Source organism: Kitasatospora humi (genome assembly GCF_020907985.1).
Lineage (GTDB): Bacteria > Actinomycetota > Actinomycetes > Streptomycetales > Streptomycetaceae > Kitasatospora > Kitasatospora humi.
On the sequence record NZ_JAJJPA010000033.1, the window covers coordinates 19,482 to 42,492 of the forward strand.

Here is a 23,011-nt window from a genome sequence, read left to right on the forward strand (position 1 = left end):
GCAGGTCGCTACGGCTGCGGGTACTGGTCCGGCGGTACGTCGCTGGTGGTGGCGTTGCCGCCGACGGTGGCCTTCAGGGTGAGGGTGAGCGTCGAGTAGGTGGTGTCGGTGGTGGTGAAGTCGGCACCCTGGTCGAACTTGGTGTAGCTGCAGTTCTGGGTGAACTTCTTGCTGCCCGAGTCCCAGTCGACGCCACCCGCGAAGTAGATGTCGTAGTGGCCGTCGCGGATGCCGTTCATCTTCGCGGTCTGGCCCTTCTGCACGTAGAACGAGTAGGCGGCCTGGCCGTCCTTCGCGAGCGTCAGCACGGCGTCCCCGTCGCCGTTGCCGTTGTCGACGGTCAGCTCGCCGCTGCCGTCGTTCTGGCCCTGGCGGATGGCGGTGCCGTTGTCCAGGGCGCGGTGCTGCTGACTGGGGGTCTGCGGCACGGTGAAGGTGAAGCTGTAGCCGGCGCCGGAGATGGTCTGCAGCGCCGACTGCACGTCCTTGAGGCCCTGCATGCCGCCCACCTCGGCCAACGCGGAGGAGGTCGCGCAGACCTTGCTGCTCTGCATGTCGCCCTGCACGTCGCCGACGTTGGTGCTCAGGGTGGTCAGCGCACCGGCGAGCCGCTGGTTGGAGTCGCTGACCGCGGGCGGCACCGAGGCGGACTGCAGTCCGGTGGCGCCGCTGTCCGCCGCCTTCTGCAGGGAGCCGAGCGCGGTGTTCAGGTCGTCCATGCTGCCGGCCGAGGTCAGCTTGGCCAGTGCGTCGTTGACCGGGCCGACGTAGGTGGTCAGGGTCGAGCCGTAGGGATCGGGGCTCGGCGAGGTGATGGTGCCGATCGCGTCGCCGCCGGAGCCGCTGTGCTGCGGCTGCGGACCGGGCGTGGAACTGCACGCCGACACCAGCAGCGCCGCGCCCACCAGCAGCGCGGCGTGCGGCAGTGAACGGGACGGCAGTGAACGGGACGGTTGTGAACGGGACACGTGTGAACGGAACAGGTGTGAACCGGGCAAAGCAGCCCCCCAGAAGCTCCTCGCGTGCGCAGCCCTCGCGTGCGCGTGCGCGGTCAGCCTCCCGCAGTCCGGTTCGGCCGGTCAACACGGCTGGTCGGCCGGTCCGGCTCGAGCACCGACGAGGGCGGCGCGAGAGGCCGGGTGGTAGGTCAACTAGGATCGCCGGGTGCTCGCGCTGACCGGAACCCCGCTGCAGATCATTGCCTGCGTGCTCGCCGTCCTGGCCTTCGTCGCCACCATGTGGCTGTGGCCGAAGCTGAGCGGCCGGGGCTGGAAGGCGCTGCTCGGCCGGCTCGGCGCGTTCTTCGGCACCCAGCTGCTGGTGCTGGTCGCGATGGGCCTGATCGCCAACTCCTACTTCGGCTTCTACACCTCCTGGACCGACCTGCTCGGCACCGCCGGCGGGCCCGGCACCGTGGTGGACCACAAGCCGAGCAACGCCCTGTCGGTCACCGGCGAGCAGAAGGTCTTCAGCTCCCAGGGTTCGGCCCCGGAGCGCTCCGGGCTGATCCAGAAGGTCGACCTGACCGGCGCGCGGTCCGGTCTGAGCAGCTCGGGCTACGTCTACCTGCCGCCGCAGTACTTCCAGCCCGGTTACGCCGGCCAGAAGTTCCCGATGGCCCTGGTGCTCAGCGGCTACCCGGGTTCGGCGGAGAAGCTGATCACGCTGATGCAGTGGCCGACCAGCACGCTCCAGGCGATCCAGGACAAGAAGCTGCCGCCGACCGTGCTGGTGATGATGAAGCCGACCCTGGTGGGCAACCGGGACACCGAGTGCATGGACGTGCCGCACGGCCCGCAGGTGGAGACCTTCTTCACCGAGGACCTGCCCAAGGCACTGGCCACGGGCTACCGGATCCTGCCGGCCGCCTCCGCGCACGCCGCGATGGGCGACTCCACCGGCGGCTACTGCGCGCTGAAGTTCGCGTTGCGCAAGCCGGACGCCTACGGCGCGGCCGTCTCGCTCTCCGCCGACTACGCGGTCAGCGACGATCCGACCACCGGCGACCTGTTCGGCGGCAGCGCCCAGCTGAAGCAGGAGAACGACCTGCTCTGGCGGCTGCACAACGCGCCGCCGGCCCCCGTCTCGCTGCTGCTGGCGACCAGCTACAACGAGGACGACTACAAGGCCACGCAGCAGATGGTGGCCGCGTTCAAGGCGCCCACCAAGCTCTCCACGATCACGCTGAACAGCGGCGGCCACAACTTCCACACCTGGTCCCGGGAGATCCCGCCGGCCCTGGAGTGGCTGGGCCACCAGCTGACCGTGCCGGCCGGTCCGACCGCGACGGCCTGACCGACCGCGACGGCCGGCCTGACGGCATCTGACAGCGCGCCCGGCCGCGTTCCGAGCAGCGCCCACCCGGCCCCCGGGGACCGGGACTACACCCGCCCCACCACCTTCGCCTGCCCGAACTGCTGCTCCCGGCGCCGCAGTTCGGCGGGCGTCTGGACGATCCTGGCCATCGCGGCGCGCAGCACCGGCGGCGCCATGGTGGAGGTGACCACGGCGACCAGCACGATCACCGTGTAGCCGGCCGGGTCCAGCACCCCGAGCCGCAGCCCGACCATGGCGATCACCACCTGCACCACCCCGCGCGCGTTCATCCCGGCCCCCAGGGCGAGCGCCTCCCAGCGGTTCAGCCGGCTGGCCCTGGCGCCCAGGAAGGCCCCGCCGAACTTGCCCGCCACCGCGACCAGCAGGGCGCACGCGGCGGTCAGCGCGACCATCGGGCGCCCCAGCGCCGTCAGGTCCATCCGCAGCCCGGCCGAAGCCAGGAAGAGCGGCGCCAGTACCGCGGTGACCACGGTGCGCAGCGGTGCCAGCGCCATCGGCCCGACCGAGCGGGAGGCGGCGATCGCCACGCCCGCCACGAAGGCGCCGAAGATCGGCTCCAGGCCGAGTGCCTGCGTGCCGGCGGCGGCCAGCAGCATCAGCACGGTGGCGGTCGCCGACAACACGCCCGCGCCGCCCGCCCGTTCGGCCCGGCGGAACAGCGGCGGGATCACCCAGCGGGCCAGCGGCGGCACGGCGGCCAGCACCACCAGCAGCGCGAGCACGGCGTGCAGCACGGCGCCGCCGGTCACGCCGGTGGTGGCCATCGCGGTCACCAGGGAGAGCAGCACCCAGCCCACCGCGTCGTCCATCATCCCGGCGGTGAGGGTGAGTTGGCCGATGTCGCGGTGGAGCAGGTCCATGTCCAGCAGGGTCTTGGCGATCACCGGGATGGCGCTGACGCACATCGCCACGCCCAGGAAGGCCGCCTGGACGGCGTGGTCGGTGCGGCCGCCCGCGGGCAGCAGCAGCCCCAGGCCGACGCCGAGGACCAGCGGCAGCGTCAGCCCGAACAGGCTCACCCGCAGCGCGGTGCCGCCCTGGTGGCGCACCAGCTCGACGTCCAGGTGGCTGCCGCTGATCCCGACCAGCAGGATCACGCCCAACTGGGCCACCGCGTCGAGCATGTGGACCTGTTCGCTGTGCTGCGGGAAGAGCCAGCCGGCCACCCCGGGCGCCAGCGCGCCGAGCAACGAGGGGCCGAGCAGCACCCCGGCGGCCAGTTCGCCCACCACCGCAGGCCAGCCGAGGCGCACCGCGAGTCGGCCGAGCAGCAGCGCGAGGCCCAGCAGCGCGGCGAGTTGGAGCAGCAGCACGAGCATCGAGTGGGCGCCGATCGGCGCCAGGGGCGGGGCGGCCGCGACGAGTTGTGATCCGCTCATCTCCCCGTCGTAGCAGGTCGGCCGCCCTGCCGGCGGCCGCGGCCGCGCGCCTGGCCGTACTTACGCGAGTTCCCGGGCTCCCGGCTTGATCTCCCGCTCCCGGTACCGCTGGTAGCCCAGCGCGCCGGCCGCCAGCAGCACCGGCCACAGCAGGTAGCGACCCGACATCACCAGCAGCACGGCCACCGCGGCCAACGCCACCAGTGCCAGCACCCAGGCCACGCTCCCGCGCGGCAGCAGCCGCACGGCCGCCGCCACCCCCATCACGTAGACCGCGGTGAAGCAGCCGGTCGTCAGCAGCACCACCGGCTGCGGGCCCAGCCCGGTCGACTCGGCCACGGCCAGGGACACCCCGGAGAGCACCGTGATCACCGCCAGGCTGCGGCGCGGCACCTCTCCCGCCACACTCCCCCGGGCCAGCCCGGCCGGCAGCTGTCCGTCCCGGCCGAGCGCCGCGCCGAGCTTCGCGCCGCCCGCCCAGTAGGCGTTCATCGCCCCCAGGGTGAGCAGCAGCGCCGCCCCGGCCGCCAGCCAGCGGGCGTTGCCGCCCAGGCCGGTGGCCATCAGATCGCCCAGCGGTGCCGTCGAGTCGGCGGCGCCCGGCCCGAGCACCACGATCACCGCGAAGGCCAGCACCAGGTAGAGCACGCCGACGATCACCACCGCGAGCCCGGTGGCCCGGGGCAGGTCGCGGCGCGGCGAGCGGAACTCTCCGGCCAGGTGGGTGATCGCCTCCCAGCCGGCGAAGCTCCACACCAGCAGCGCCGCCGCCGAGCCGACCGCACCCCAGCCGTGCGGTGCGAACGGGTGCAGCCGGCTCATCCGGGCGTGCGGCAGCGAGGTGGCCACGGCCGCCACCAGCAGCGCCACCAGGAGGCCGGCCAGGCCGAGCTGGAACCTCCCGGAGACCTTGACGCCATAGGTGTTGCCGAGCCCGACGAGCAGCATCAGCACGGCCGCGGTCACCCCGGTGGTCAGCTGCCCGCCGCCCACCGCGGCGGCCACGTAGGCGCCGCCGAACAGGCCGGCCGCCGCCGCGCCGCACGGGATGGCGAAGTAGAAGCACCAGCCGGTCACCGCGGCGGCGCGCGGCCCGAACGCCAGCCGGGCGTAGTAGGAGACGCCGCCCGCGTCCGGGTAGCGGGAGCCGAGCGCGGCGAAGACCGCCGCCAGTGGCGCGGAGAGCACCACCAGGGCCAGCCAGGCGAGCAGCGAGGCCGGGCCGGCGACCTTGGCGGCCAGTGCGGGCAGGGCGATCACGCCGGTGCCGAGCACCGCGCCGACGTACATGGCGGTGCCCTGGACCAGGGTCAGGGAGCCGCCCGAAGTGGTTTGTTCCGTCACTTCGAACACTCTTTCACCTAGGGAGCCGGTAGCACCAGGAGGAATCCGCGGTGGCCCGGCCTCAGGCGGCCGCGCGCCGACCCGGCAGCCTGCGCCGCTGCGCCGGGTCGGTCAGCGCGGGGTGGGTCCAGGCGCCGTCCGGGTGGTAGAGATCGGTGCCGGGCGGCACGATCTCGTCGATCCGGTCCAACGCGTCGTCGTCCAGCTCCAGTTCGGCGCCCTTGAGCAGCGCCTCCAGCTGCTCGTGGGTGCGCGGACCGACGATCACCGAGGTCACGGCGGGGTGCGCCAGCGGGAAGGCGATCGCCAGCTCCGGCAGCGTGCACCCCAAATCGTCCGCCAACTCGACCAGTTGCTCTACCGCCGCCAACTTGTTCGCGGTGGTGGCCAGTTCGGGATCGAACCGGGCCGGGTTGAGCGCGGCCCGCCCCTGGGACAGATCGATCGGCTGATCCATCCGGTAACGGCCGGTCAGGAACCCGGAGGCGAGCGGACTCCACGTCATCACCCCCAGCCCGTACCGCCGGCAGACCGGCAGCACCGAGGCCTCGATGCCGCGCGCCAGCAGCGAGTAGGGCGGCTGCTCGGTGCGGAACCGGGGCAGCGCCCGGCGCTCCGCGACGTGCTGCGCCTCGACGATCTGCTCCGCCGGGAAGGTGGAGTGGCCGAACGCCCGGATCTTGCCGGCCCGCACCAGGTCGCCGAGCACCCCCAGGGTCTCCTCGACGTCCGTGGTGTGGTCCGGCCGGTGCACCTGGTAGAGGTCGATCCAGTCGGTGTCCAGCCGGCGCAGGCTGTCCTCCACCGCCCGGGTGATCCAGCGGCGCGAGTTGCCGCCCCGGTTGGGGCCCTCGGTCAGCGGGAAGTGCACCTTGGTGGCCAGCACCACGTCGTCCCGCCGCCCGCGCAGCGCCTTGCCGACGATCTCCTCCGACTCCCCGGCCGAGTACATGTCCGCGGTGTCCACGAAGTTGATCCCCGCGTCCAGCGCGGTGTGCACGATCCGGGCGCACTCCTGGTGGTCGCCGTTGCCGATGTACCCGAACATCATGGTGCCCAGGCAGTAGCTGCTGACCTGGATCCCGGTGCCGCCGAGGCTGCGGTAACGCATGCTGGTGTCCCCTTGCTCGCTGGTGTCGCCCACTGCTCGGGAACTGTAGGAACTAGAGTCGGCTCTAGCACAAGCCCCCTATCCTGACCTGCATGGATCTGACCATCGGACAGGTGGCCGAACGCACCGGGCTGAGCGTGCACACCCTGCGCTTCTACGAGAAGGAAGGCGTGCTGGCCAGGCCGCCGCGCCGCGCCGCGGGCGGCCACCGGCTCTACGCCGAGCACGACGTGGAGTGGCTCAACCTCTGCGTGGTGCTGCGCGGTTCGGGCATGCCGCTGCCGGAGATCCGCCGCTACACCGAACTGGCCCGCAGCGGCGCCGGCACCGAACCGGCGCGCCTGGAGCTGCTGCGGGCGCACCAGCAGCGGCTGCGCGACCAACTGGCCGAGCTGGGCCGCTGCATGGACGTGATCACCCACAAGGTCCACTGCTACGAGGACTACCTGGCCCAGCACGATGCGGCGCAGTAACCGGACCGCCGAACCGGGCGACACACCCACCGCGCCCCCGGCCCGGCACGATGCGACACACCCACCGCGCCCCCAACCACCGGGATGCGGCACAGTAGGGGCATGCCCGGACCCGGCGACGCACCACCCACCGTCCCCGCCCTGGTGCTGGCCGCCGGCGGCGGTCGGCGGCTCGGCGGCCGTCCCAAGGCACTGCTCGGCCTGCACGGTCGGCCGCTGGTCGAACACGCCGTGCGCGTGGTCCGGGAGGGCGGCTGCGCGCCGGTGCTGGTGGTGCTCGGCGCCGCCCGCGACCAGGTGGCGGCCACTGCCGACCTGACCGGCTGCACGGTGGTCGCCAACCCCGACTGGGCCGCCGGCCTGGGCGGTTCGCTGCGCGCCGGCCTGGCCGCCCTGCCGTCCGGCAGTCCGGCCGTGCTGGTGACCCTGGTCGACACCCCGGGCGTCACCCCGGCCGCGGTGGCCCGGCTGCTGGCCGCCCACCGGGACGGCGCCCAGCTGGCCGCCGCCGGCTACGCGGGCCGCCGCGGCCACCCCGTGCTGATCGGTGCCCGCCACTTCGCCGAGGCCGCCGCCGGGGCCACCGGCGACGCCGGGGCCCGTGCCCTGCTGACCGCCCACCGGGCCGAGCTGCGGCTGGTCGAGTGCGGCGACGTCGCCGTCCCGGACGACCTCGACACGCCCGGGGACCTGGCACGCTGGGGCGTCGGCTGACGAACCGCCGACCGCGGACCGCGACCCTGCCGGGTGCCCACCCCACCGGTGGACACCCGGGCTGTTCGACCCTGGAGACCTGGGCTGTTTGACCCTGATTGCACCCTGATCATTACGTCAATCACTGCCCGCGGCGGGCCCGGATCGGAGACGATGGAGGTGACCCGCCCACTCCACCAGAACGGACGGTGCGTGCCTTGTCCGGTCACCAACTGCCCGACGACTTCACCGGTTCCGGCACCCCGGACCTGCCCGAGGCGGCCACCAGCCCGTCCGCCGCGCGAGCGATCCGGTGCCCGGCCTGCCGCCGGGAGCACCTCTACGAGCCGCCGACCTTCCCGTGCCCGTGCGGAGCGGCGCTCAAGGTGCCGCTGCTGCGCGGCGGGGTGCCGGTGCAGGTGCGGTTCCGCTCCTGGGAGGACTCCTGGTTGAGCATGCGCTGCCCGCAGTGCGGCCGCTCCGACCAGTGGCCGCAGCCCGAGTTCACCTGCAACTGCGGTGCCACGGTCCGGCTGCCGGTGGACCGCGCACCCCGCCGCGGTGCGGCCTCCCGCCCGCTCGGCAGTCCCCGTCCCGACGCCCCGGCCGCGCCCTTCTACGCCGACGGTCCGCAACCCGGCCGGACTGCCGGGGCGCACCGGCATCCGCCCTCCCACCCCGGGGTCGCGGGCGGCTCGCGGGAGCGGCGCCAGCAGCGCCAGCCGTTCCGCCCGCATCCGATCCGCTCCGACCAGGACGCCGTGCTGGCCGCCGCCCGCTACCTGGAGTGGCTCGGCTTCGGCGAGGTCGAGCTGGCCGAGGGCACCGAGCGCGAGGCCGTCACGCTGCTCACCGACCGCATGGTGGCCCAGGTGGACACCTGGCCCGAGCAGGCCGACCTGCGCTCGGTGGAGTGCCTGTGGCTGCAGACGCTGCACGCCGAGGAGATGGCCGCCGCCATGTTCACCATGGCCGGCTACTCCCAGCAGGCCACCGTCCGCGGCGAGCAACTGCTGGTCGCCCTCTTCAGCCTGGACGAGGGCGGGGTGCCGCACCCGGTCAACGGCGCCGCCGAGGCGCTGCTGGAGACCGGCTGGACGTCCTGACCTCCGCCACTCGTGCCCCACCGCACGCCTCTCACCTCAACGAACGCCGTTGCACCCGCGAGCCGGGGAAAAATCCGTCGCGCTCGTGATCTGGTGCACAAGCTCGGCCCCGTGTTGAATTGCGGTGCTCCACGGCCGTGCCGTGGCGCACCGCAGGCCCGTGGGACACGCGCACAAGGAGGTGGCGTTGTCGGAGCACGGAACGGCCCCGCTGGGCGGGGGGACGCGCGGAAGGGGCACCGGGGCGGGGCACCACGGCCCGCCGGGAGTGCCACCGCACGGTGGGGGGCTGCATCCGGGCACGGCCGGCCACCTGGACGAGATCACCAGCGGCACGGTCTGGCGGCTGCGGTCCCGCGCCTGCTGGCAGGAGGCCGCCGAACTACTGACGCCGAGCGCCGACCACGATCCGAGGGCGGCGTTATGCCGAGCCGAACTCCTCATCGAGCAATGCCTGTTCACCGCCGACCACTGGGAGCAGGCGGAGGCCGCCCTGCGGCTGGCCGAGGCCGGGGTGACCACCACCGAGCAGCGGGCGGCGGCCGCCTGCGCCCGGGGATTCCTGGCCTACCTGGGCAGTGTGCTCGGCCCGCGCGACCGGCTGGACGAGGCGCAGGCCGCGCTCGGCCGCACCTCGGCGCTGCTGCCGCCGCACGCGGCCGGGCGGCCACTGCTGGACTTCAGACGCGGGCTGGTCGCGGAGAACCTGCTGCGCGACCAGACCGCCGCCTGGATCGCCTACCGCCGGGCCCATGACGGCGCACTGGCCCGCGGCGACACCCTGCTGGCCTCCTCGACCTGGCGGCACCTGGCCGCGCTGGCGCTGGCCGGCGGCGACCGGGTGCGGGCCCGCGAGGGGTTCACCGCCTCACTGCGGCTGCGTGAGGAGCTGGGTTTCATGGTCGGGGTGGCACCGGCGCTGGCGGCGCTCGCCGAGGTCAGCGAGCCGGACGAGGCGCAGCAGCTGCGCGCCGAGGCCGGGCGGCTGGTCCAGTCGCTGGGCGGGGTGCCGGTCTGGCTGGTCGGTCGGCTCGGCGACAGCGCCCCTCCCCCCAGCGGCCCACCGGGTGCGCCGCTGGGCGCGCCGCCCCGGCCCCGCCCCGGCGTGCCGCGCGGTCGCGGGGCCGCGGGGCCGGCTGATGGCCACTCGGACGGAGCAGGCCCGGCGGAGACCGGACGCCGCGTCAGCTAAGGTGAGGCTTACTTGATCGGGTGAGGCGTGCGCGCCTCACCCGATCGGCTTTCCGCCGCACCCGGGCTCCCGCCGAGCACCGGCCGACCGTTGGGAGCCCCGCCCATGACCGTGCTCAGCGCCGCCCCGCCCGCGCCCTGGGCGACGGCCTACCAGGCGTTCGCCCGGGTCTTCCCCCAGCTGCGGGTGCGACTGGACGGGCAGGTGGGGCGGGACTGGGTGGCCGTCAGCCGGCTGCCGGCCTCCCGCGCGCTGCGAGCCCGGCTGATCGCCGCCGAGCAGCGCGGCGCCGAGCGCCGCTACGGCCGTGCGCCGCGCCCCGATGTGGCGGCCGGTTTCTGGCTGCACCGGTACGCCTGGCCCGTCTGCCTGCTGTTCACCCTGCCCTGGCTGCTGCAGCGCCGGGTGCCGCTGCTCGGACCCGAGCAACTGGCCTGCCGTCACCAACCCCTGGGCGGACCAGCCGAGTTGTCCCTGCTTGAGAGCTGCTCGACCGGCTTCGCCTGCCTGTCGGACGATCCGGCGGCCGACAGCCCGGGCGCTCTGGTGCTGCCCGGCCAGGGCGCGTTGGACGCGACCCTGCGCCGCGTCGTCGCGGCCCAACTCGGGCCGCTCTTCCGTGCGTTCGGCCCGGAGCTGCGGCGCGGCCCGCGCACCCTGTGGGGGCTGGCCACCGACGAGCTGGTGGAGGGGCTTTGGTTCGCCGCCGGGCTGCTGGGCGAGGAGGCGCGGGCGGTGGCCGCGCTCAGCGAGCTGCTGCCCGCCGAACCCTTCACCGGCGCGGCCGACTTCCGCGCCGACGGCACGGGACTGCGGCGCACCCGGGTGAGCTGCTGCCTCTTCTACACGTTGCGCCCGGACCAGCCCTGCGCCGGCTGCCCGCGCACCTGCCGCTGACCCGGCGCGAGCCGGCCCCGGCGGTCAGGGCTGCTCGCCGTCCGCCGTCAGCTCGAACCACATCCGCTTGCCCGAGCCGCGCGGTTCCACGCCCCAGCAGTCGGCCAGCGCCTCGACCAGCATCAGGCCGCGCCCCGAGGAGGCCTGCTCACCGGGCGTGCGGCGCTTGGGCCACAGGTCCGACTCGTCCTCGACCTCGATCCGCAGCCGCGGCTCGCGGCCGTCCTCCCGGTAGAGGCGGGCGGTGAACATCGCGTCCCGGTCGGTGTGCCGGATCGCATTGGTGACCAGTTCGGAGGCGAGCAGCTCCGCGGTGTCGACCAACTCGGCGACGCCCCAGCGGCGCAGCGCGTCCCGCAACTCGCCGCGCAGCTCGGCGACCCGGGCCAGGTCGGCCTGCCCGATCCGGCGGCGCAGCTGCTGGGCCGCGAGCCCGCCCTCGGGGCCGTCCCAGCGCAGCAGCAGCAGCGCGATGTCGTCCTCGCGCTCGGCGGAGTCGGCGGCGCGGGCCGCGATCCGGTCGGCCAGCGCCTCGATCGGGTCGCCGCCGCCGAACGGCAGGTCCCCGGCCACCGTGCCGCACAGCCGGTTCATCCCGGTGTCCAGGTCCATCGAGCGGGACTCCACCAGCCCGTCGGTGCAGAGCACCACGGTCTCGCCCGGGTCCAGGCTGAACCGGGTGACCTGGTACTCCTGATCGGCGGAGAGGCCGAGCGGCAGCCCGCCGACCACGCTCTGCACGGCGCTGGTGCCATCCGCGCGGCGCACCACCGGGTCCAGGTGGCCGGCCCGGACGGCGTAGACCACGCCGTAGTCGACGTTGACCTCCGCGTAGGTGCAGGTGGCGAAGTGGTCGGTGTCCAGGTCGGCCAGGAAGCGGGAGGCGCGGGCCATCACGGCGGCCGGCGGGTGGCCCTCGGCGGCGTAGGCGCGCAGCGCGATCCGCAACTGGCCCATGATCCCGGCCGCGTGCACGTCGTGGCCCTGCACGTCGCCGATCACCAGGCCGACGTGACCGCCGGGCAGCGGCACCACGTCGTACCAGTCGCCGCCGATCTGCAGCCCGGAGCCGGCGGGCAGGTAGCGCACGGCCGTGGTCACGCCGGGGACGCTGGGCACGGTGCGGGGCAGCATCACCCGCTGCAGTCCGGCGGCCAGCTCGTGCTCGGCGTCGTGCAGCCGGGCGCGGGCCAGCGACTGGGCGACCAGGCCGCCCAGGGTGGAGAGCAGGGTGCGCTCGTCGGCGTCCAGTTCGCGGGCCTCGTCGAAGCTGATCACGCAGAGGCCGATGGTGCGCCCGCTGGCCACCAGCGGCAGGAAGGCCCAGGCGCTGCGGCCGGCGGCGGCCACCTTGGGCCAGGCCTGCGGGTAGCGCTCCTGGTACTCGGCGCGGCTGGACAGGAAGATCGGCAGGCGGCTGCGGATCGCCTCGGCGGCCGGCTGGAAGGGCTCCAGCGGCATCCGGTCGTAGTTGGCGACCGTCTCCCGCGAGTACCCGGTGGCGCCCAGCACCTGCAGGCGGCCGGTCTCGAAGGCGGCCAGCACCAGGCCGTCCGGTGGCAGGCCGGGCAGCGGCAGTTCGGCGAAGACCCGCGCCACGTCGCGCACCGTCACGGCCTCGGAGAGTGCGCGGGCGGCCTCCTTGATGAACCGTGAGCGCTCCTCGCGCAGCGCGGCGAGCCGGTCGGCGTCCTCGCGCTTGTGCAGCTCGGCGGTGGCGTCCCAGATGAAGCCGACCATCCGGGACGGCCGGCCGAACGCGTCGGCGAGCACCCGGCCCCGGAACCGGACGGCGTGCAGCGCGCCGCCCGGGACGACGGTGCGGTAGTAGGCGCCGCACTGGCCGAGCTCGGCGACCGCGCGCTCGACCCGGCGGCGCACCACCGGCGCGTCCTCGGGGTGGAGCAGCGCGAGGAAGGCCTCGGCGCTCAGGCTGAGCGTGGGGCCCGCCAAGCCGAGGATGGTGGCGGCGCGATGGTCGGCCTCGATCAGGTCGCGCCGGATGTCCCAGTCGAACGAGCCGATCCCGTTGGCGGCCATCGCCGGTTCCAGCCACTCCGGGGTGGAGTCGCCGCCCTTGGTCGGGAGCGGCTGCACGGCCGGCAGTGCGGTCGGCACGGTGCTCAGGCCCGCGGTCTGGCCGGCGCCTCGGGGGCCCGGGCGGCGGCCGCCCTGGGCCGGCGGGCCGATCGGACGACGTGCGGGCCCTTGCGGCTCGGGCTCAGTCGCCATGGTTCTCCTGCCCCTGCCAGGTCCAGTGGTGGTGGTGCGGGACGCCAAGTCCGAGCACACATTCTCACTATCCTGTCGAATGTTCGGCGCGGGAGCAATGGCGACCGGCAGCTGTTCGGCGCAGCGGCCGCGACGCCCGGCAGTCACCAGGCGGTCACCGGGCGGTCACCGGGCGGTGGCCCGCTGACCGCCCAGCTCGAACCAGGTCACCTTGCCGCTGGCGCGCAGCCGCACCCCCCAGTCGTCGGCCAGCGCGTCGACCAGCAGCAGCCCGCGCCCACCGGTGGCGTCCGCGTCGGCCGCCCGGGGCCGGGGCAGACCGGTGCCGCCGTCGCTGACCTCGATCCGCAGCCGGTGCTCGGGGGTGACGACGGCTGCCAGGTCGGCGCCGGTCCCGCTGTGCAGCAGGGCGTTGGTGAGCAGTTCACTGGCGAGCAGTTCGGCGGTGTCGGCCAGCTCGGCCAGGCCCCAGTCGGCGAGCGCCGCACGCAGCCGGGCGCGCAGCGGGGCCAGTGCGGCCAGGTCGGCGGGGGCCACGGCGCATCGGAGCGCGTGTGCGGTGCGCGGGATGTCCCACTTCTGCTGACGTTCCATCAGGCACGCCCCCCAGCTACGCCCTGTTCGTAACCCGTCCATCGTGAGCGCCGCCGCCGCGGGCCGCAACGGTGCGTGCGGGGGCTCGCGAGGTGACGTACTGCTGACAGTTCGTCAACTACGCCCCTCTGCGATCTCCACCGCGCCCGCCTCCTCGCGGGGCGGCCTCCCCGCGCGCCGCCCCTTTTCGCGGGGCCACCTCCCCGGGACCGGCTCCTCGCGGGGCCACCTCCCGGGGGCCGGCTCCTCGCGTGCCCGGCCCCTCGCGTGCCCGGCTCCTCGCGGCTGCCCGGCGGAGCCGGCCGGCGGGGCGGACCGGGTGGCACGGGTGGACCCCGGCCGGGGGCGGCCGACACGCCGAGCGGTCATCGCAGCGGGCGGAACCGGCCGCACCGGGCAAGGCTGGACACCGCGACCCGTTCCGGGTTCAATGGCCAGCACTACCGTTTGAACGCCGTTCTAAACATCGCTCCGACCCACTCCCCGTCCCCCGACCTGTTCTCGACCCCAGTGAGGCACCGTGCGACTCACCCCCACCGAACGGGACCGGCTGCTGATCTTCACAGCCGCCGAACTGGCCCGGGCCCGGCGCGCCCGGGGCCTCAGGCTCAACGTGCCCGAGGCCACCGCGCTGATCGCCGACACCGTCTGCGAGGCCGCCCGGGACGGCAAGCGGCTGGCCGAGGCGATCGAGGCCGGCCGGTCCGTGCTGACCGCCGCCGACGTGCTGCCCGGCGTACCCGACGTGGTCACCGTCATCCAGGTGGAGGCCGTCTTCGACGACGGCACCCGACTGGCCGTGGTCCACGATCCGTTCCAGGGCGCCGGTTCGCTCGGCGAGGAGGCTCCGGGGGCCGCCCTGCCCGGCTCCGGCGCGGGCTACGACCCGGTCGAGGAGACCGTGGTGCTGCCGGTCCACAACACTTCGCCGGTGCCGATCTCGATCACCTCGCACTACCACTTCTTCGAGGTCAACCCGCGCCTGGCGTTCGACCGCGCCGCCGCCTACGGCACCCGGCTGGCCGTCCCGGCCGGCTCCTCGGTCCGGTTCGACCCGGGCGCGGTGGTCGAGGTCGGCCTCGTCCCGATCGGCGGCGACCGGGTGGCGATCGGCTTCGCCGGGCTGGTGGACGGCCCGCTGGACGCGCCCGGCGCCCGGGAGGCCGCCCTGGAGAAGGCCCGCGCCACCGGCTACCTGATCAACTTCGACGACACGGAGGTGGAATCGTGACTGCGATCTCTCCGCACGACTACATCTCCGTGCACGGCCCCCGGGCCGGCGACCGGATCCGGCTCGGCGACTCCGGCCTGATCGTCCGGGTCGAGCACGACTCCCAGGCACCCGGCGACGAGTTCCTGGCCGGCTTCGGCAAGACGGCCCGCGACGGCCTGCACCTCAAGGCCGCCGCCGTGCGCGACACCTGCGACGTGGTGATCAGCAACGTGCTGGTGATCGACGCCGTCCAGGGCATCGTCAAGACCTCGATCGGCCTGGTCAACGGTCGGATCGCCGCGATCGGCCGGGCGGGCAACCCGGACACCATGGACGGCGTCGACGTGGTGGTCGGCACCGGCACCACCATCGTCTCCGGTGAGGGCCTGATCGCCACCGCCGGCGCCATCGACACCCACGTCCACCTGCTCTCGCCGCGGATCATGGAGGCCTCGCTGGCCTCCGGGGTGACCACCATCATCGGCCAGGAGTTCGGCCCGGTCTGGGGCGTCGGCGTCAACTCCCCCTGGGCGCTGCGGCACGCGTTCAACGCGTTCGACGCCTGGCCGGTCAACATCGGCTTCCTGGGCCGCGGTTCGTCCTCCGACCCGGGCCCGCTGGTGGAGGCGCTCGCCGAGGGCGGCGCCAGCGGCTTCAAGGTGCACGAGGACATGGGCGCGCACACCCGCGCGCTGGACACCGCCCTCCGGGTCGCGGAGGAGTACGACGTCCAGGTCGCCCTGCACACCGACGGGCTGAACGAGTGCCTGTCGGTCGAGGACACCCTGGCGGTACTGGAAGGCCGCACCATCCACGCCTTCCACATCGAGGGCTGCGGCGGCGGCCACGTGCCCAACGTGCTGAAGATGGCCGGCGTCGCCAACGTCATCGGCTCCTCCACCAACCCGACCCTGCCGTTCGGCCGGGACGCGCTGGCCGAGGCCGCCGGCATGATCGTCTCGGCCCACGACCTCAAGCTCGACCTGCCCGGCGACGCCGCCATGGCCCGGGACCGGATCCGGCACGGCACCATGGGCGCCGAGGGCGTGCTGCACGACCTCGGACTGATCGGCATCACCTCGTCCGACGCCCAAGGCATGGGCCGGGCCGGCGAGACCGTGCGCCGCACCTTCGCCATGGCCGGCAAGATGAAGGCCGAACGCGGCCCGCTGGACGGCCCCGACGGCGGCTACGGCACCCTGGAGGGCGGCGACGACAACGAGCGGGTGCTCCGGTACATCGCCAAGCTGACCATCAACCCGGCCATCGCGCACGGGCTTTCTCACGAGGTCGGCTCGATCGAGGTGGGCAAGCTGGGCGACATCGTGCTCTGGCGTCCCGACCACTTCGGCGCCAAGCCGCAGTTGGTCCTCAAGGCCGGCTTCCCCGCCTACGGCGTGGTCGGCGACCCCAACGCCTCCACCGATCGCTGCGAACCGCTAGTCCTCGGCCCGCAGTTCGGCGCCCACGGGGCCACCGCCGCCGACCTCTCGGTGGCGTTCGTCGCTGCGGCCGCCGTGCAGAACGGCGACCAACTCCCCACCCGGCGACGGCGGGTGGGCGTGCGCGGCACCCGCGGCATCGGCCCGCGCGACATGGTGCGCAATGCCCGCACCGGCCAGGTCGGGGTGGACGCCACCAGCGGCCTGGTCTCCCTCGACGGCACCCCGCTGCGCTCCGAACCCTCCGAGAGCGTCTCGCTCAGCCGCCTCTACTTCCTCTGACTCCCCTCGCTGTTTAGGACTTGACGCCATGACCACCCCCGCCTCGCTCGGCTACTCGATGCCCGCCGAATGGCACCCGCACGAGCGCACCTGGATGGCCTTCCCCACCGACAATCCGACCTTCTCCTCGCCGGCGGAGCTGCACGCGGCCCGGCTCGCCTGGGGCGAGGTGGCCAACACCATCGTCCGCTACGAGCCCGTTACCCTGGTCGTCAACGTGGGCGAGGCCGAGGCCGCGCGCGACTACGTCCGCGCCGACGTCACTATCGTCGAGCGCCCGCTGGACGACGCCTGGATGCGGGACATCGGCCCCACCTTCCTGCTCGGCCCCGAGGGTCAACTCGGCGCCGCCGACTGGATCTTCAACGGCTGGGGCGCGCAGTCCTGGGCCCGCTGGGAGAACGACCAGCACGTCGCCGAGCACGTCTCGGACCTCACCGGGGCCAAGCGGTTCGCCTCCCGCCTGATCAACGAGGGCGGCGGCATCCACGTCGACGGCGAGGGCACCGTGCTGGTCACCGAGACCGTCCAGCTCGGCGAGGGGCGCAACGCCGACTGGACCAAGGAGGAGGTCGAAGCCGAGCTCCACGCCCACCTGGGCACCACCAAGGCCATCTGGCTGCCGCGCGGACTCACCCGCGACTACGACGAGTTCGGCACCCGCGGCCACATCGACATCGTCGCCGCCTTCGTCCGCCCGGGCGTCGTCCTGGCCCACGTCCAGCCCGACCCCGCCCACCCGGACCACGCCGTCTGCCAGGAGCTGGTCGACCTGCTGCGCGCCTCCACGGACGCCGCCGGCCGCCCCCTCGAGGTGATCGAGGTCCCCGCCCCCACCGTGATCCTCGACGAGGACGGCGAACCGGTCGACTACTCCTACATCAACCACTACGTCGCCAACGGCGCGGTGATCCTCTGCGCCTTCGACGACCCGCGCGACGCGGTGGCCGCCGCCATCCTGGAGAAGGCCTACCCGGGCCGCACCGTGGAACTGGTCGACGCCCGCGAGATCTTCGCCAACGGCGGCGGCATCCACTGCATCACCCAGCAGCAGCCGAGGGCGTGAGATCCCGCCAGGTCAGGCGGGTGACCGGCGAGGCCGGGCGGCCTTGCACTTGGGGGCGCCCGACCTGGTCGCCATCGCCGACACACTCGGCATCCAGCCGGACGCCCTACTCCGGCCCCTCCCGGACGACCTGCTCAGCTGAGCGGCTGGCGCGCTCACGAGACGCGCCAGCCACGCCCAGGCCTCCCCCTACGTCGGAGGAAGGGAACACGAGAGCCGCAACGCGCGCTACCAGGCCGGGGGCTGCGGACACGGCATCGGCGCTGGGTCCTCTGGCCAATGGAACGGGCAGGGAACGGCCGTGACGTGCACCTTGGTGTTGCTGCTGGAGTCCGGGTACCACCACGCCCACACGGTTTCCCGGCCGTGCGACAGCACCACCTCGTGATACCCCCGGGTGTTGTCCGGATCCTCGTGCGTGACGCGGGGAGCCTGTTCGTCCCACTGCTCACGCATCCATGCAGCGGCCTCCTCCGCCGAGCGGAATGTGCCGGCAACCCGGTTCGCCTTGAGCAGGTAGTGCCGTACTGCCTCCGGAGGAAGGTCGGACGCCATGAACTCCGGCCGGCCGGGGTTCCGGTTGATCTGCTGCTTGTAGCTCTCCAGCAGGCCCCCCGCGCCTCTCCACAGGAACCCGTGGAAGTGCAGGCCCGGGACGGGATCACCCTCCAGGTACTCATGCCAGTTGATCGGTTCCATGGGACAGCAACAGCACCTTTCGGCAGGCGAGTTGGTGAGTGGCCGAAGCCTGCCACAGTCGGGAGGGGCGGTACGCGGCCGTTAGGCCGGCGGGAAGGCGGCGCGGCGCACGGCCGCAGTCAGCTCACCCAAGTCGGCCTTGGCGAGTGCGCCGACCAGGTACGCTCGGGCTTCTTCCACAGCATCACCCGGCTGGCCCAACACGGCCGGTGCGAGTCCGGCGCGCATGGCCGGGTCGGACAGGGCCTGGCGAAGGATCTGGTTGGCTACCTCTGCGGCCACCCACTGCCCGGTGCGCTCGTGCAGCGCGATGGTGAGGTGCAGCGACGGCTCGTCTCCCACCGTGTGAGGTGAGTGGATGTACCCGCGCGGAAGCCAGAACACGTCTCCCGGGTTCAGGGTGTAGGTCTGCGTCGGTGGAGTGAACTCCAGGTAGTGGCGCTCGTCATCGGTGAAGCCGCGCGAGGTGAAGTTGCCGTACTCAGCGAGGGGATACTCCACGAACGGCGGATGCAGCGGCCACGCCTTCTGGCCGCTGATCTGAACGATGAGGGTCACATACCGGTCGTAGTGGTACCTGAGTCCGTGGCCGCCGGCCGGGGTGTAGTACCCGTTCACGTGGACCTGATATCCGGTCTGGTGAGCGAGCGACTTGGCCAGATCGGCGATGACGGGCCGCATTCGGTCCAGCCCACGCAAGGAGAGAGTTCCCGCCTCGTTCAGGTGGCGTCGGACGTATCCGGCCTGGGGCATTCCGTGATCGTCGTAGATGCGGGGGTCTACGGCGGTCCCGTCCTTCAACAGGACGATGTTCTTCATGGAGAGCGTGCCCGAATCGATCATCGCGTCCACCTCCTCGCGCGTCAGCAGTGGGCGGAAGCGTTCGGGGCCGTGCTGGTAGAGCTTCGGTTCGGTTGGCAGAGCGGTGAGGATTTCCGCCGGGTCGTCCAGCAGTAGAGACAGGCTCATCGGTACTCCTTGATCAGGTAGCCGGTACGCTGCGAGCAGTGGGCCGCCCCCGATTCAGGCGGGGACGGCCCACGCGGGTGCTACTCAGGCGATCAGGCGACAGCCGCGGAGGCGTCCTCACCGAACATGGCGAGGATCTGCTTGGCGCCGTTCACCAGCTCGGCCTTGGTGTAGTGCAGGGCCGGGCTGCCCTCCCCGAGCTTCGTGTCACCCACCGCGTAGCCGATGCCGCCCTCCAGCTCGGCGACCTTCATGCAGTCCTCCGCCGAGCCGTCGTTGTCGGTGCTGCCACCACAGAGGGCCGTGTACGGCCCAACGACCTTGGCTTCGTACAGGTCGGACATGGTTGTTCCACCTTTCATTGGTGGGGAAAGACCCGCACCGGGCGGTGCGGGAGCTTGTCGGCACGTCAGCGCCGGTCAGAAGTTCTCAGCGAACGGGGTCCGGCCACATCGCGGCTCGGAGCTTCCGAAGCGTCGCGGACTCCTCGACAGGCTTCAGGGCCTCCGGGTGGACGGTTCGCTCGGCGCTGCCCTGGTCGGCCGCGGGCTCGCCGCCCCAGGTCTCCCGCAAGCAGCTGCACTCGCCCTCGGCCCGGTGGCGGCGGCGCCGCACCCGTACGTCGGACAGGGCCGACTCATGCCGGTAGGTGCCGGTCTCGTCCGACACCCACGCGCGGGACGCCATGGTGTCCAGGCAGCGGCACGTGTTGCAGTCCCGGGCCTCGGCCACGGCGGATGAACCCGGCTCCCTCGCGGACTCCTCCGCCAGGACGGCCAGAACGGCAGGCTTCCCACCGCTCATCAGCGCTCCACCTCCCGGTCGGGGCAGGTCGTCCCGCCGCACTCGCATGGTGACCAGCCAGCCGGGATGCCGCGTACGACTACCGCACTGCCACCTCGGACACCCATGCGATCTAGGTACCCGGGGTCGTAGTCGTCGAGGGGGTTGCCGCCCCGCCGGGCCCGCGACCGCATCTCGGCGCGGAGCTCGGCGGCGGTATTCGTCAGGGCCATCAGTCGTGCCCCTGGTCGTCGTGGCGTGCGAGCTGACAGGACGCGCACCGCCAGACCCGCATATCTCGCACCGCCCCAGGCGGGGCCGGCACGGTCCGGGCCTCACCGCGGAACGGCGCGTCCGGGTTACCGCAGTCGCAGGGGGACTGATCCGGGCGCCTCATGAGCGAGCTCGACGGTGGAGTTGCCGATGGTCCTAACCCGGGCATGGGCTCCCCCCTGCGCTATCGTGAGTTTCCGCGCCGCTTCGCCGCGTTCCGATGGCTACATCGTCGACCTATCAAGGGGACATCAATAGGCCGCGAAGAGGACATCTACAGGCCATTGAGATGCCATCCATGCTCGGCGCATGCACGAGGAGTCCCCTGCGTGTCCCCTGAGCCGTACAGTTGAGTGACCATCAGATGGGGGACTCCCATGGCTCGACCGATCGGCAACGCCGCGCTGAAAGCGGCACGCCAGGCCGTTGGCCTCTCCAGCCAGCCAGCCTTCGCCGCTGCCCTCTCAACTGCCGCACGTCAGCTCGGCATGGGCGGAGTCGAGGTGAGCATCCGCCAGATCCGACGGTGGGAATCCGCCACGCCCGGCTGGCCACAGGACGACTACCAGCGACTCCTGGTCCACGTACTGCACCTTCCGGTCGAAGCGCTCGGGTTCACGCCCCCGTGGGGCCGATCAACCCCGACGAGCCCTGCCCTGCCGTCCCCAGTTGCCGCCGCACCCTATGCGGCACCAGCACTGCGAGCCCCACTGCCCCGGCCGGCCAGCACTACCGGCTCACAGCCTGCCACCATCGGCGCAGACTATGCAGTAGTCACCGAGGCACACCGACGCCTCTACTGGAGCGTCGCGCCAGCGACCCTGTACCAGGCCGTCTCTGGGCATACAGACCTCGGCACAGCTCTGCTCGCTGAGACCACCGGAGTTGCACGCCGGCTCCTGGCCGCCAGCCTCGCCGAGTCGCTGCTACTGGCCGGCCGCATCCAGTTCTTCGACCTGCGACAGCCGACCCAGGCCGAACCCACCTACCTCCGCGCGCTCCAGGCGGCCGGCGAAGCCGATGACTCGCTGCTCGGCGCCGCCGTGCTCGCCCACAGTGCGTTCATCCCCGGATGGGCCGGCCGCAGAGAGGACGCGACCGAGCGCATGGCGGCCGCCCGCACATACGCCCGCCGCGGTCCCGCGTCCGCCGAGTTGCTCGCCTGGCTGAACGCAGTCGAGGCAGAATGCCTCACCCTATGCGGAGACCAGCGCGGTGCCCTCGGACTACTGCGGCGCGCCGAGGACGTACTAGCCGCCGGCAACGAGCACGCCTCGCCGGACTGGTTCACCTGGTTCTCCCCCGTCCGCCTGCATGCGTTCCGCGGCAACACGGAGTTGGCGGCCGGACTGATCCCGCAAGCGCGGACGACGTTGGAGCAGACGCTCGCCGAACTCCCTGAGACCGACGGCAAGCAACGGGTCGTCGTGTTGGGCGACCTCGCCGCAGTGGAGGCTGCTGCCCGGCGGCCGGACGAGGCCTGCGCCCTCTTGGAGCAGGCCCTCGATCAGCTATCTACCACCTGGTACGCGACCGGTATGGAGCGGGTCCGGGAGGCTCGGCGGGCGCTCACTCCGTGGGAGGACCTACCAGCCGTCCAGCGCGTGGACGACCGCCTGTACTCCTGGAGCGCGACGCTCAGTTCCCTTCAGCGTTGAACTTCGCGATCAGCGCAGGGAGTTCAGCCAGCGAATCGATTCGGAACGTGGCCTGCTTGTTCGCAGGGTCGTGCTGCTGAATCCAGCCCCACGGGCCACGGCGGATGAGTGCCGTGCGCATCCCGGCTTCGGCGGCAGGCAGGATGTCGTTCTCGATGCGGTCGCCAACGTAGAGGATCTCGCCGGGCTCGGCAGGCGTCAGCGCAGCGACACGATCGAAGAAGAGCAGATCGGGCTTGCTCGCACCCCAGTCGTCCGAGGTGCCGATCAGATCCACGTCGCTGGAAAACAGCCCACGCAGGATCCTGCCGGCGCGCACCGTCTGATTACCGGCGATGGCCAGCCACAGACCGTCCGCACGAAGTTGCGCGAGCGCGGGTCGCACGTCGGGGTAAAGGTCCTCCTCGCCGAAGGTCTCCGGCTGGCCAGCCTGGGCGCGCTTCTCGCGCTCCTGGTACAGGTCGAACCCGGCCCTGAAGACCTGGAATGTCTCGCGGTAGTCCTTGCCCTGCGCGATGGTTGCGCCGAACTGGGCGACGAACGTGTGTCGGGGCACACCGAGCCAGTCGGCCCAGGTGCCGTATTCCCGAGTCTCATCCACCAGGCACTCGCCGACGTCGAACACCACAGCCTTGATCGTCATACGGGCAGCGTAGTGGAGGGCTCGCGAGCGGTTAATAGAACACATGCGCGGTAACGGCAGCTTGTACAGCCCGACCTGCCCCGCCGACGCCCGACCGCCCGACCCCGCCGGAATGGCCGGACCCGGCCAGAGCCCGAGCACGGACGCGTGGCGGATCGTGATCGTGCGCGTCGAGGGCGCTTGGCAGCCCGCTCTGCTCAGCCGGCAGCGGCGACCCCACACCGGCCGGGTGGCGCACGTCCACTGGCGGCAGACGCAGGATCCCGGCAACGGCTGGGCACAGCTCCACCACAACCCCTGGAGCGCCTCATGCGTCGTCACCTCCCGTGCCGGCTGCGTCAAGTACTGGTCGGTACGCCGGATCGCCGGCAGCACCTCACGCATCGCCCCGGCCCGTCCTGGTGCTCGGGTCCACGCCGGCGCCGCAGACCCCCGCACCCCACTCCTCCGCCCGGAGCCCCGCGGGGCACCCTGTCGCCCCCTGCCACTGGGGGAAGGCGCGACCCGGGCGCGTTCCTCCAACTCCCGGACTCCGTTGGAGCACGCCGATGAGCCGCTGTTCCATGACCCGCCACCCGGCTCCGGTGCGCATTCCACCGGGAATGCCGTTGCGTTTCCACGGAGT

General features: G+C 72.8%; 21 protein-coding genes. 10 read left to right on the forward strand and 11 right to left on the reverse strand.

All coding sequences use genetic code 11. From position 1 onward, the window contains the following. Nucleotides 1–8 precede the first annotated feature (8 nt). Nucleotides 9–968 carry a hypothetical protein gene (locus tag LN042_RS25810; RefSeq protein ID WP_230053755.1) on the reverse strand — a complete coding sequence of 320 codons (960 nt, stop codon included), beginning with the start codon at nt 966–968 and terminating at the stop codon, nt 9–11. 196 nt (nt 969–1,164) lie between these two features. Between LN042_RS25810 and LN042_RS25815 the strand changes: the two genes are divergently transcribed. Further along, nucleotides 1,165–2,295 carry an alpha/beta hydrolase gene (locus LN042_RS25815; RefSeq protein ID WP_230053757.1) on the forward strand — a complete coding sequence of 377 codons (1,131 nt, stop codon included), beginning with the start codon at nt 1,165–1,167 and terminating at the stop codon, nt 2,293–2,295. 86 nt (nt 2,296–2,381) lie between these two features. On the opposite strand, the gene LN042_RS25820 is transcribed toward LN042_RS25815, so the two are convergent. The 3 genes from LN042_RS25820 to LN042_RS25830 all read right to left on the reverse strand — a co-directional run bounded on the left by LN042_RS25820 (nt 2,382) and on the right by LN042_RS25830 (nt 6,171). After that, the gene (locus LN042_RS25820; protein WP_230053759.1) at nt 2,382–3,716 is read right to left on the reverse strand and encodes a cation:proton antiporter; all 1,335 of its coding nucleotides are present in this window, start codon (nt 3,714–3,716) and stop codon (nt 2,382–2,384) included. A 60-nt stretch (nt 3,717–3,776) separates the two neighbouring features. After that, nucleotides 3,777–5,060, reverse strand: coding sequence for an APC family permease (locus tag LN042_RS25825; RefSeq protein ID WP_230053761.1), 1,284 nt, complete (start codon nt 5,058–5,060; stop codon nt 3,777–3,779). Nucleotides 5,061–5,121: 61 nt separating this feature from the next. Next, nucleotides 5,122–6,171, reverse strand: coding sequence for an aldo/keto reductase (locus LN042_RS25830; protein ID WP_230053762.1), 1,050 nt, complete (start codon nt 6,169–6,171; stop codon nt 5,122–5,124). Nucleotides 6,172–6,263: 92 nt separating this feature from the next. Between LN042_RS25830 and LN042_RS25835 the strand changes: the two genes are divergently transcribed. From LN042_RS25835 to LN042_RS25855, 5 genes are all read left to right on the forward strand, one after another. Then, nucleotides 6,264–6,644, forward strand: coding sequence for a MerR family transcriptional regulator (locus tag LN042_RS25835; RefSeq protein ID WP_230053764.1), 381 nt, complete (start codon nt 6,264–6,266; stop codon nt 6,642–6,644). 102 nt (nt 6,645–6,746) lie between these two features. After that, nucleotides 6,747–7,358 carry a nucleotidyltransferase family protein gene (locus tag LN042_RS25840; protein ID WP_230053766.1) on the forward strand — a complete coding sequence of 204 codons (612 nt, stop codon included), beginning with the start codon at nt 6,747–6,749 and terminating at the stop codon, nt 7,356–7,358. 197 nt (nt 7,359–7,555) lie between these two features. Next, nucleotides 7,556–8,443 carry a hypothetical protein gene (locus LN042_RS25845; RefSeq protein WP_230053768.1) on the forward strand — a complete coding sequence of 296 codons (888 nt, stop codon included), beginning with the start codon at nt 7,556–7,558 and terminating at the stop codon, nt 8,441–8,443. A gap of 181 nt (nt 8,444–8,624) precedes the next feature. Continuing rightward, nucleotides 8,625–9,635: a hypothetical protein gene (locus tag LN042_RS25850; protein ID WP_372495821.1), complete on the forward strand. Its 1,011-nt coding sequence runs from the start codon at nt 8,625–8,627 to the stop codon at nt 9,633–9,635. Nucleotides 9,636–9,740: 105 nt separating this feature from the next. Next, nucleotides 9,741–10,532, forward strand: coding sequence for an iron-sulfur protein (locus tag LN042_RS25855; protein WP_230053769.1), 792 nt, complete (start codon nt 9,741–9,743; stop codon nt 10,530–10,532). 24 nt (nt 10,533–10,556) lie between these two features. On the opposite strand, the gene LN042_RS25860 is transcribed toward LN042_RS25855, so the two are convergent. Both LN042_RS25860 and LN042_RS25865 read right to left on the reverse strand, forming a co-directional pair. Beyond that, entirely contained in the window at nt 10,557–12,764 is a 2,208-nt protein-coding gene (locus LN042_RS25860) for an ATP-binding SpoIIE family protein phosphatase (protein WP_230053770.1), read from the reverse strand. A 165-nt stretch (nt 12,765–12,929) separates the two neighbouring features. After that, on the reverse strand, nt 12,930–13,358 hold the full coding sequence (locus LN042_RS25865; RefSeq protein WP_230053771.1) for an ATP-binding protein: 429 nt from the start codon (nt 13,356–13,358) through the stop codon (nt 12,930–12,932). A 520-nt stretch (nt 13,359–13,878) separates the two neighbouring features. On the opposite strand from LN042_RS25865, the gene LN042_RS25870 reads away from it, so the two are divergent. The 3 genes from LN042_RS25870 to LN042_RS25880 are packed head-to-tail and all read left to right on the forward strand — an operon-like array spanning nt 13,879 to nt 17,361. Continuing rightward, the gene (locus LN042_RS25870; protein ID WP_230053772.1) at nt 13,879–14,589 is read left to right on the forward strand and encodes an urease subunit gamma; all 711 of its coding nucleotides are present in this window, start codon (nt 13,879–13,881) and stop codon (nt 14,587–14,589) included. Then, nucleotides 14,586–16,295, forward strand: coding sequence for an urease subunit alpha (locus LN042_RS25875; protein WP_372495819.1), 1,710 nt, complete (start codon nt 14,586–14,588; stop codon nt 16,293–16,295). Before LN042_RS25870 ends, LN042_RS25875 begins: the two co-directional genes overlap by 4 nt. A gap of 28 nt (nt 16,296–16,323) precedes the next feature. Beyond that, nucleotides 16,324–17,361 carry an agmatine deiminase family protein gene (locus LN042_RS25880; RefSeq protein WP_230053773.1) on the forward strand — a complete coding sequence of 346 codons (1,038 nt, stop codon included), beginning with the start codon at nt 16,324–16,326 and terminating at the stop codon, nt 17,359–17,361. Between the two features lie 228 nt (nt 17,362–17,589). On the opposite strand, the gene LN042_RS25885 is transcribed toward LN042_RS25880, so the two are convergent. The 4 genes from LN042_RS25885 to LN042_RS25900 all read right to left on the reverse strand — a co-directional run bounded on the left by LN042_RS25885 (nt 17,590) and on the right by LN042_RS25900 (nt 19,833). Then, the gene (locus LN042_RS25885; RefSeq protein WP_230053774.1) at nt 17,590–18,060 is read right to left on the reverse strand and encodes a hypothetical protein; all 471 of its coding nucleotides are present in this window, start codon (nt 18,058–18,060) and stop codon (nt 17,590–17,592) included. An 81-nt stretch (nt 18,061–18,141) separates the two neighbouring features. Continuing rightward, nucleotides 18,142–19,029, reverse strand: coding sequence for a JmjC domain-containing protein (locus tag LN042_RS25890; protein ID WP_230053775.1), 888 nt, complete (start codon nt 19,027–19,029; stop codon nt 18,142–18,144). A gap of 92 nt (nt 19,030–19,121) precedes the next feature. Next, the gene (locus LN042_RS25895; RefSeq protein WP_230053776.1) at nt 19,122–19,373 is read right to left on the reverse strand and encodes a DUF397 domain-containing protein; all 252 of its coding nucleotides are present in this window, start codon (nt 19,371–19,373) and stop codon (nt 19,122–19,124) included. An 85-nt stretch (nt 19,374–19,458) separates the two neighbouring features. Then, a complete protein-coding gene (locus tag LN042_RS25900; RefSeq protein ID WP_230053777.1) occupies nt 19,459–19,833 on the reverse strand; it encodes a hypothetical protein in 375 nt (124 codons plus the stop codon). Nucleotides 19,834–20,462: 629 nt separating this feature from the next. On the opposite strand from LN042_RS25900, the gene LN042_RS25905 reads away from it, so the two are divergent. Continuing rightward, nucleotides 20,463–21,743, forward strand: coding sequence for an NsdA family TPR-like regulatory protein (locus LN042_RS25905; RefSeq protein WP_230053778.1), 1,281 nt, complete (start codon nt 20,463–20,465; stop codon nt 21,741–21,743). Here the strand turns inward: LN042_RS25905 and LN042_RS25910 are convergent. Continuing rightward, a complete protein-coding gene (locus LN042_RS25910) occupies nt 21,724–22,386 on the reverse strand; it encodes an HAD family hydrolase (protein WP_230053779.1) in 663 nt (220 codons plus the stop codon). The two genes, LN042_RS25905 and LN042_RS25910, sit on opposite strands and share 20 nt — an antisense overlap. Between the last annotated feature and the right edge of the window lie 625 nt (nt 22,387–23,011).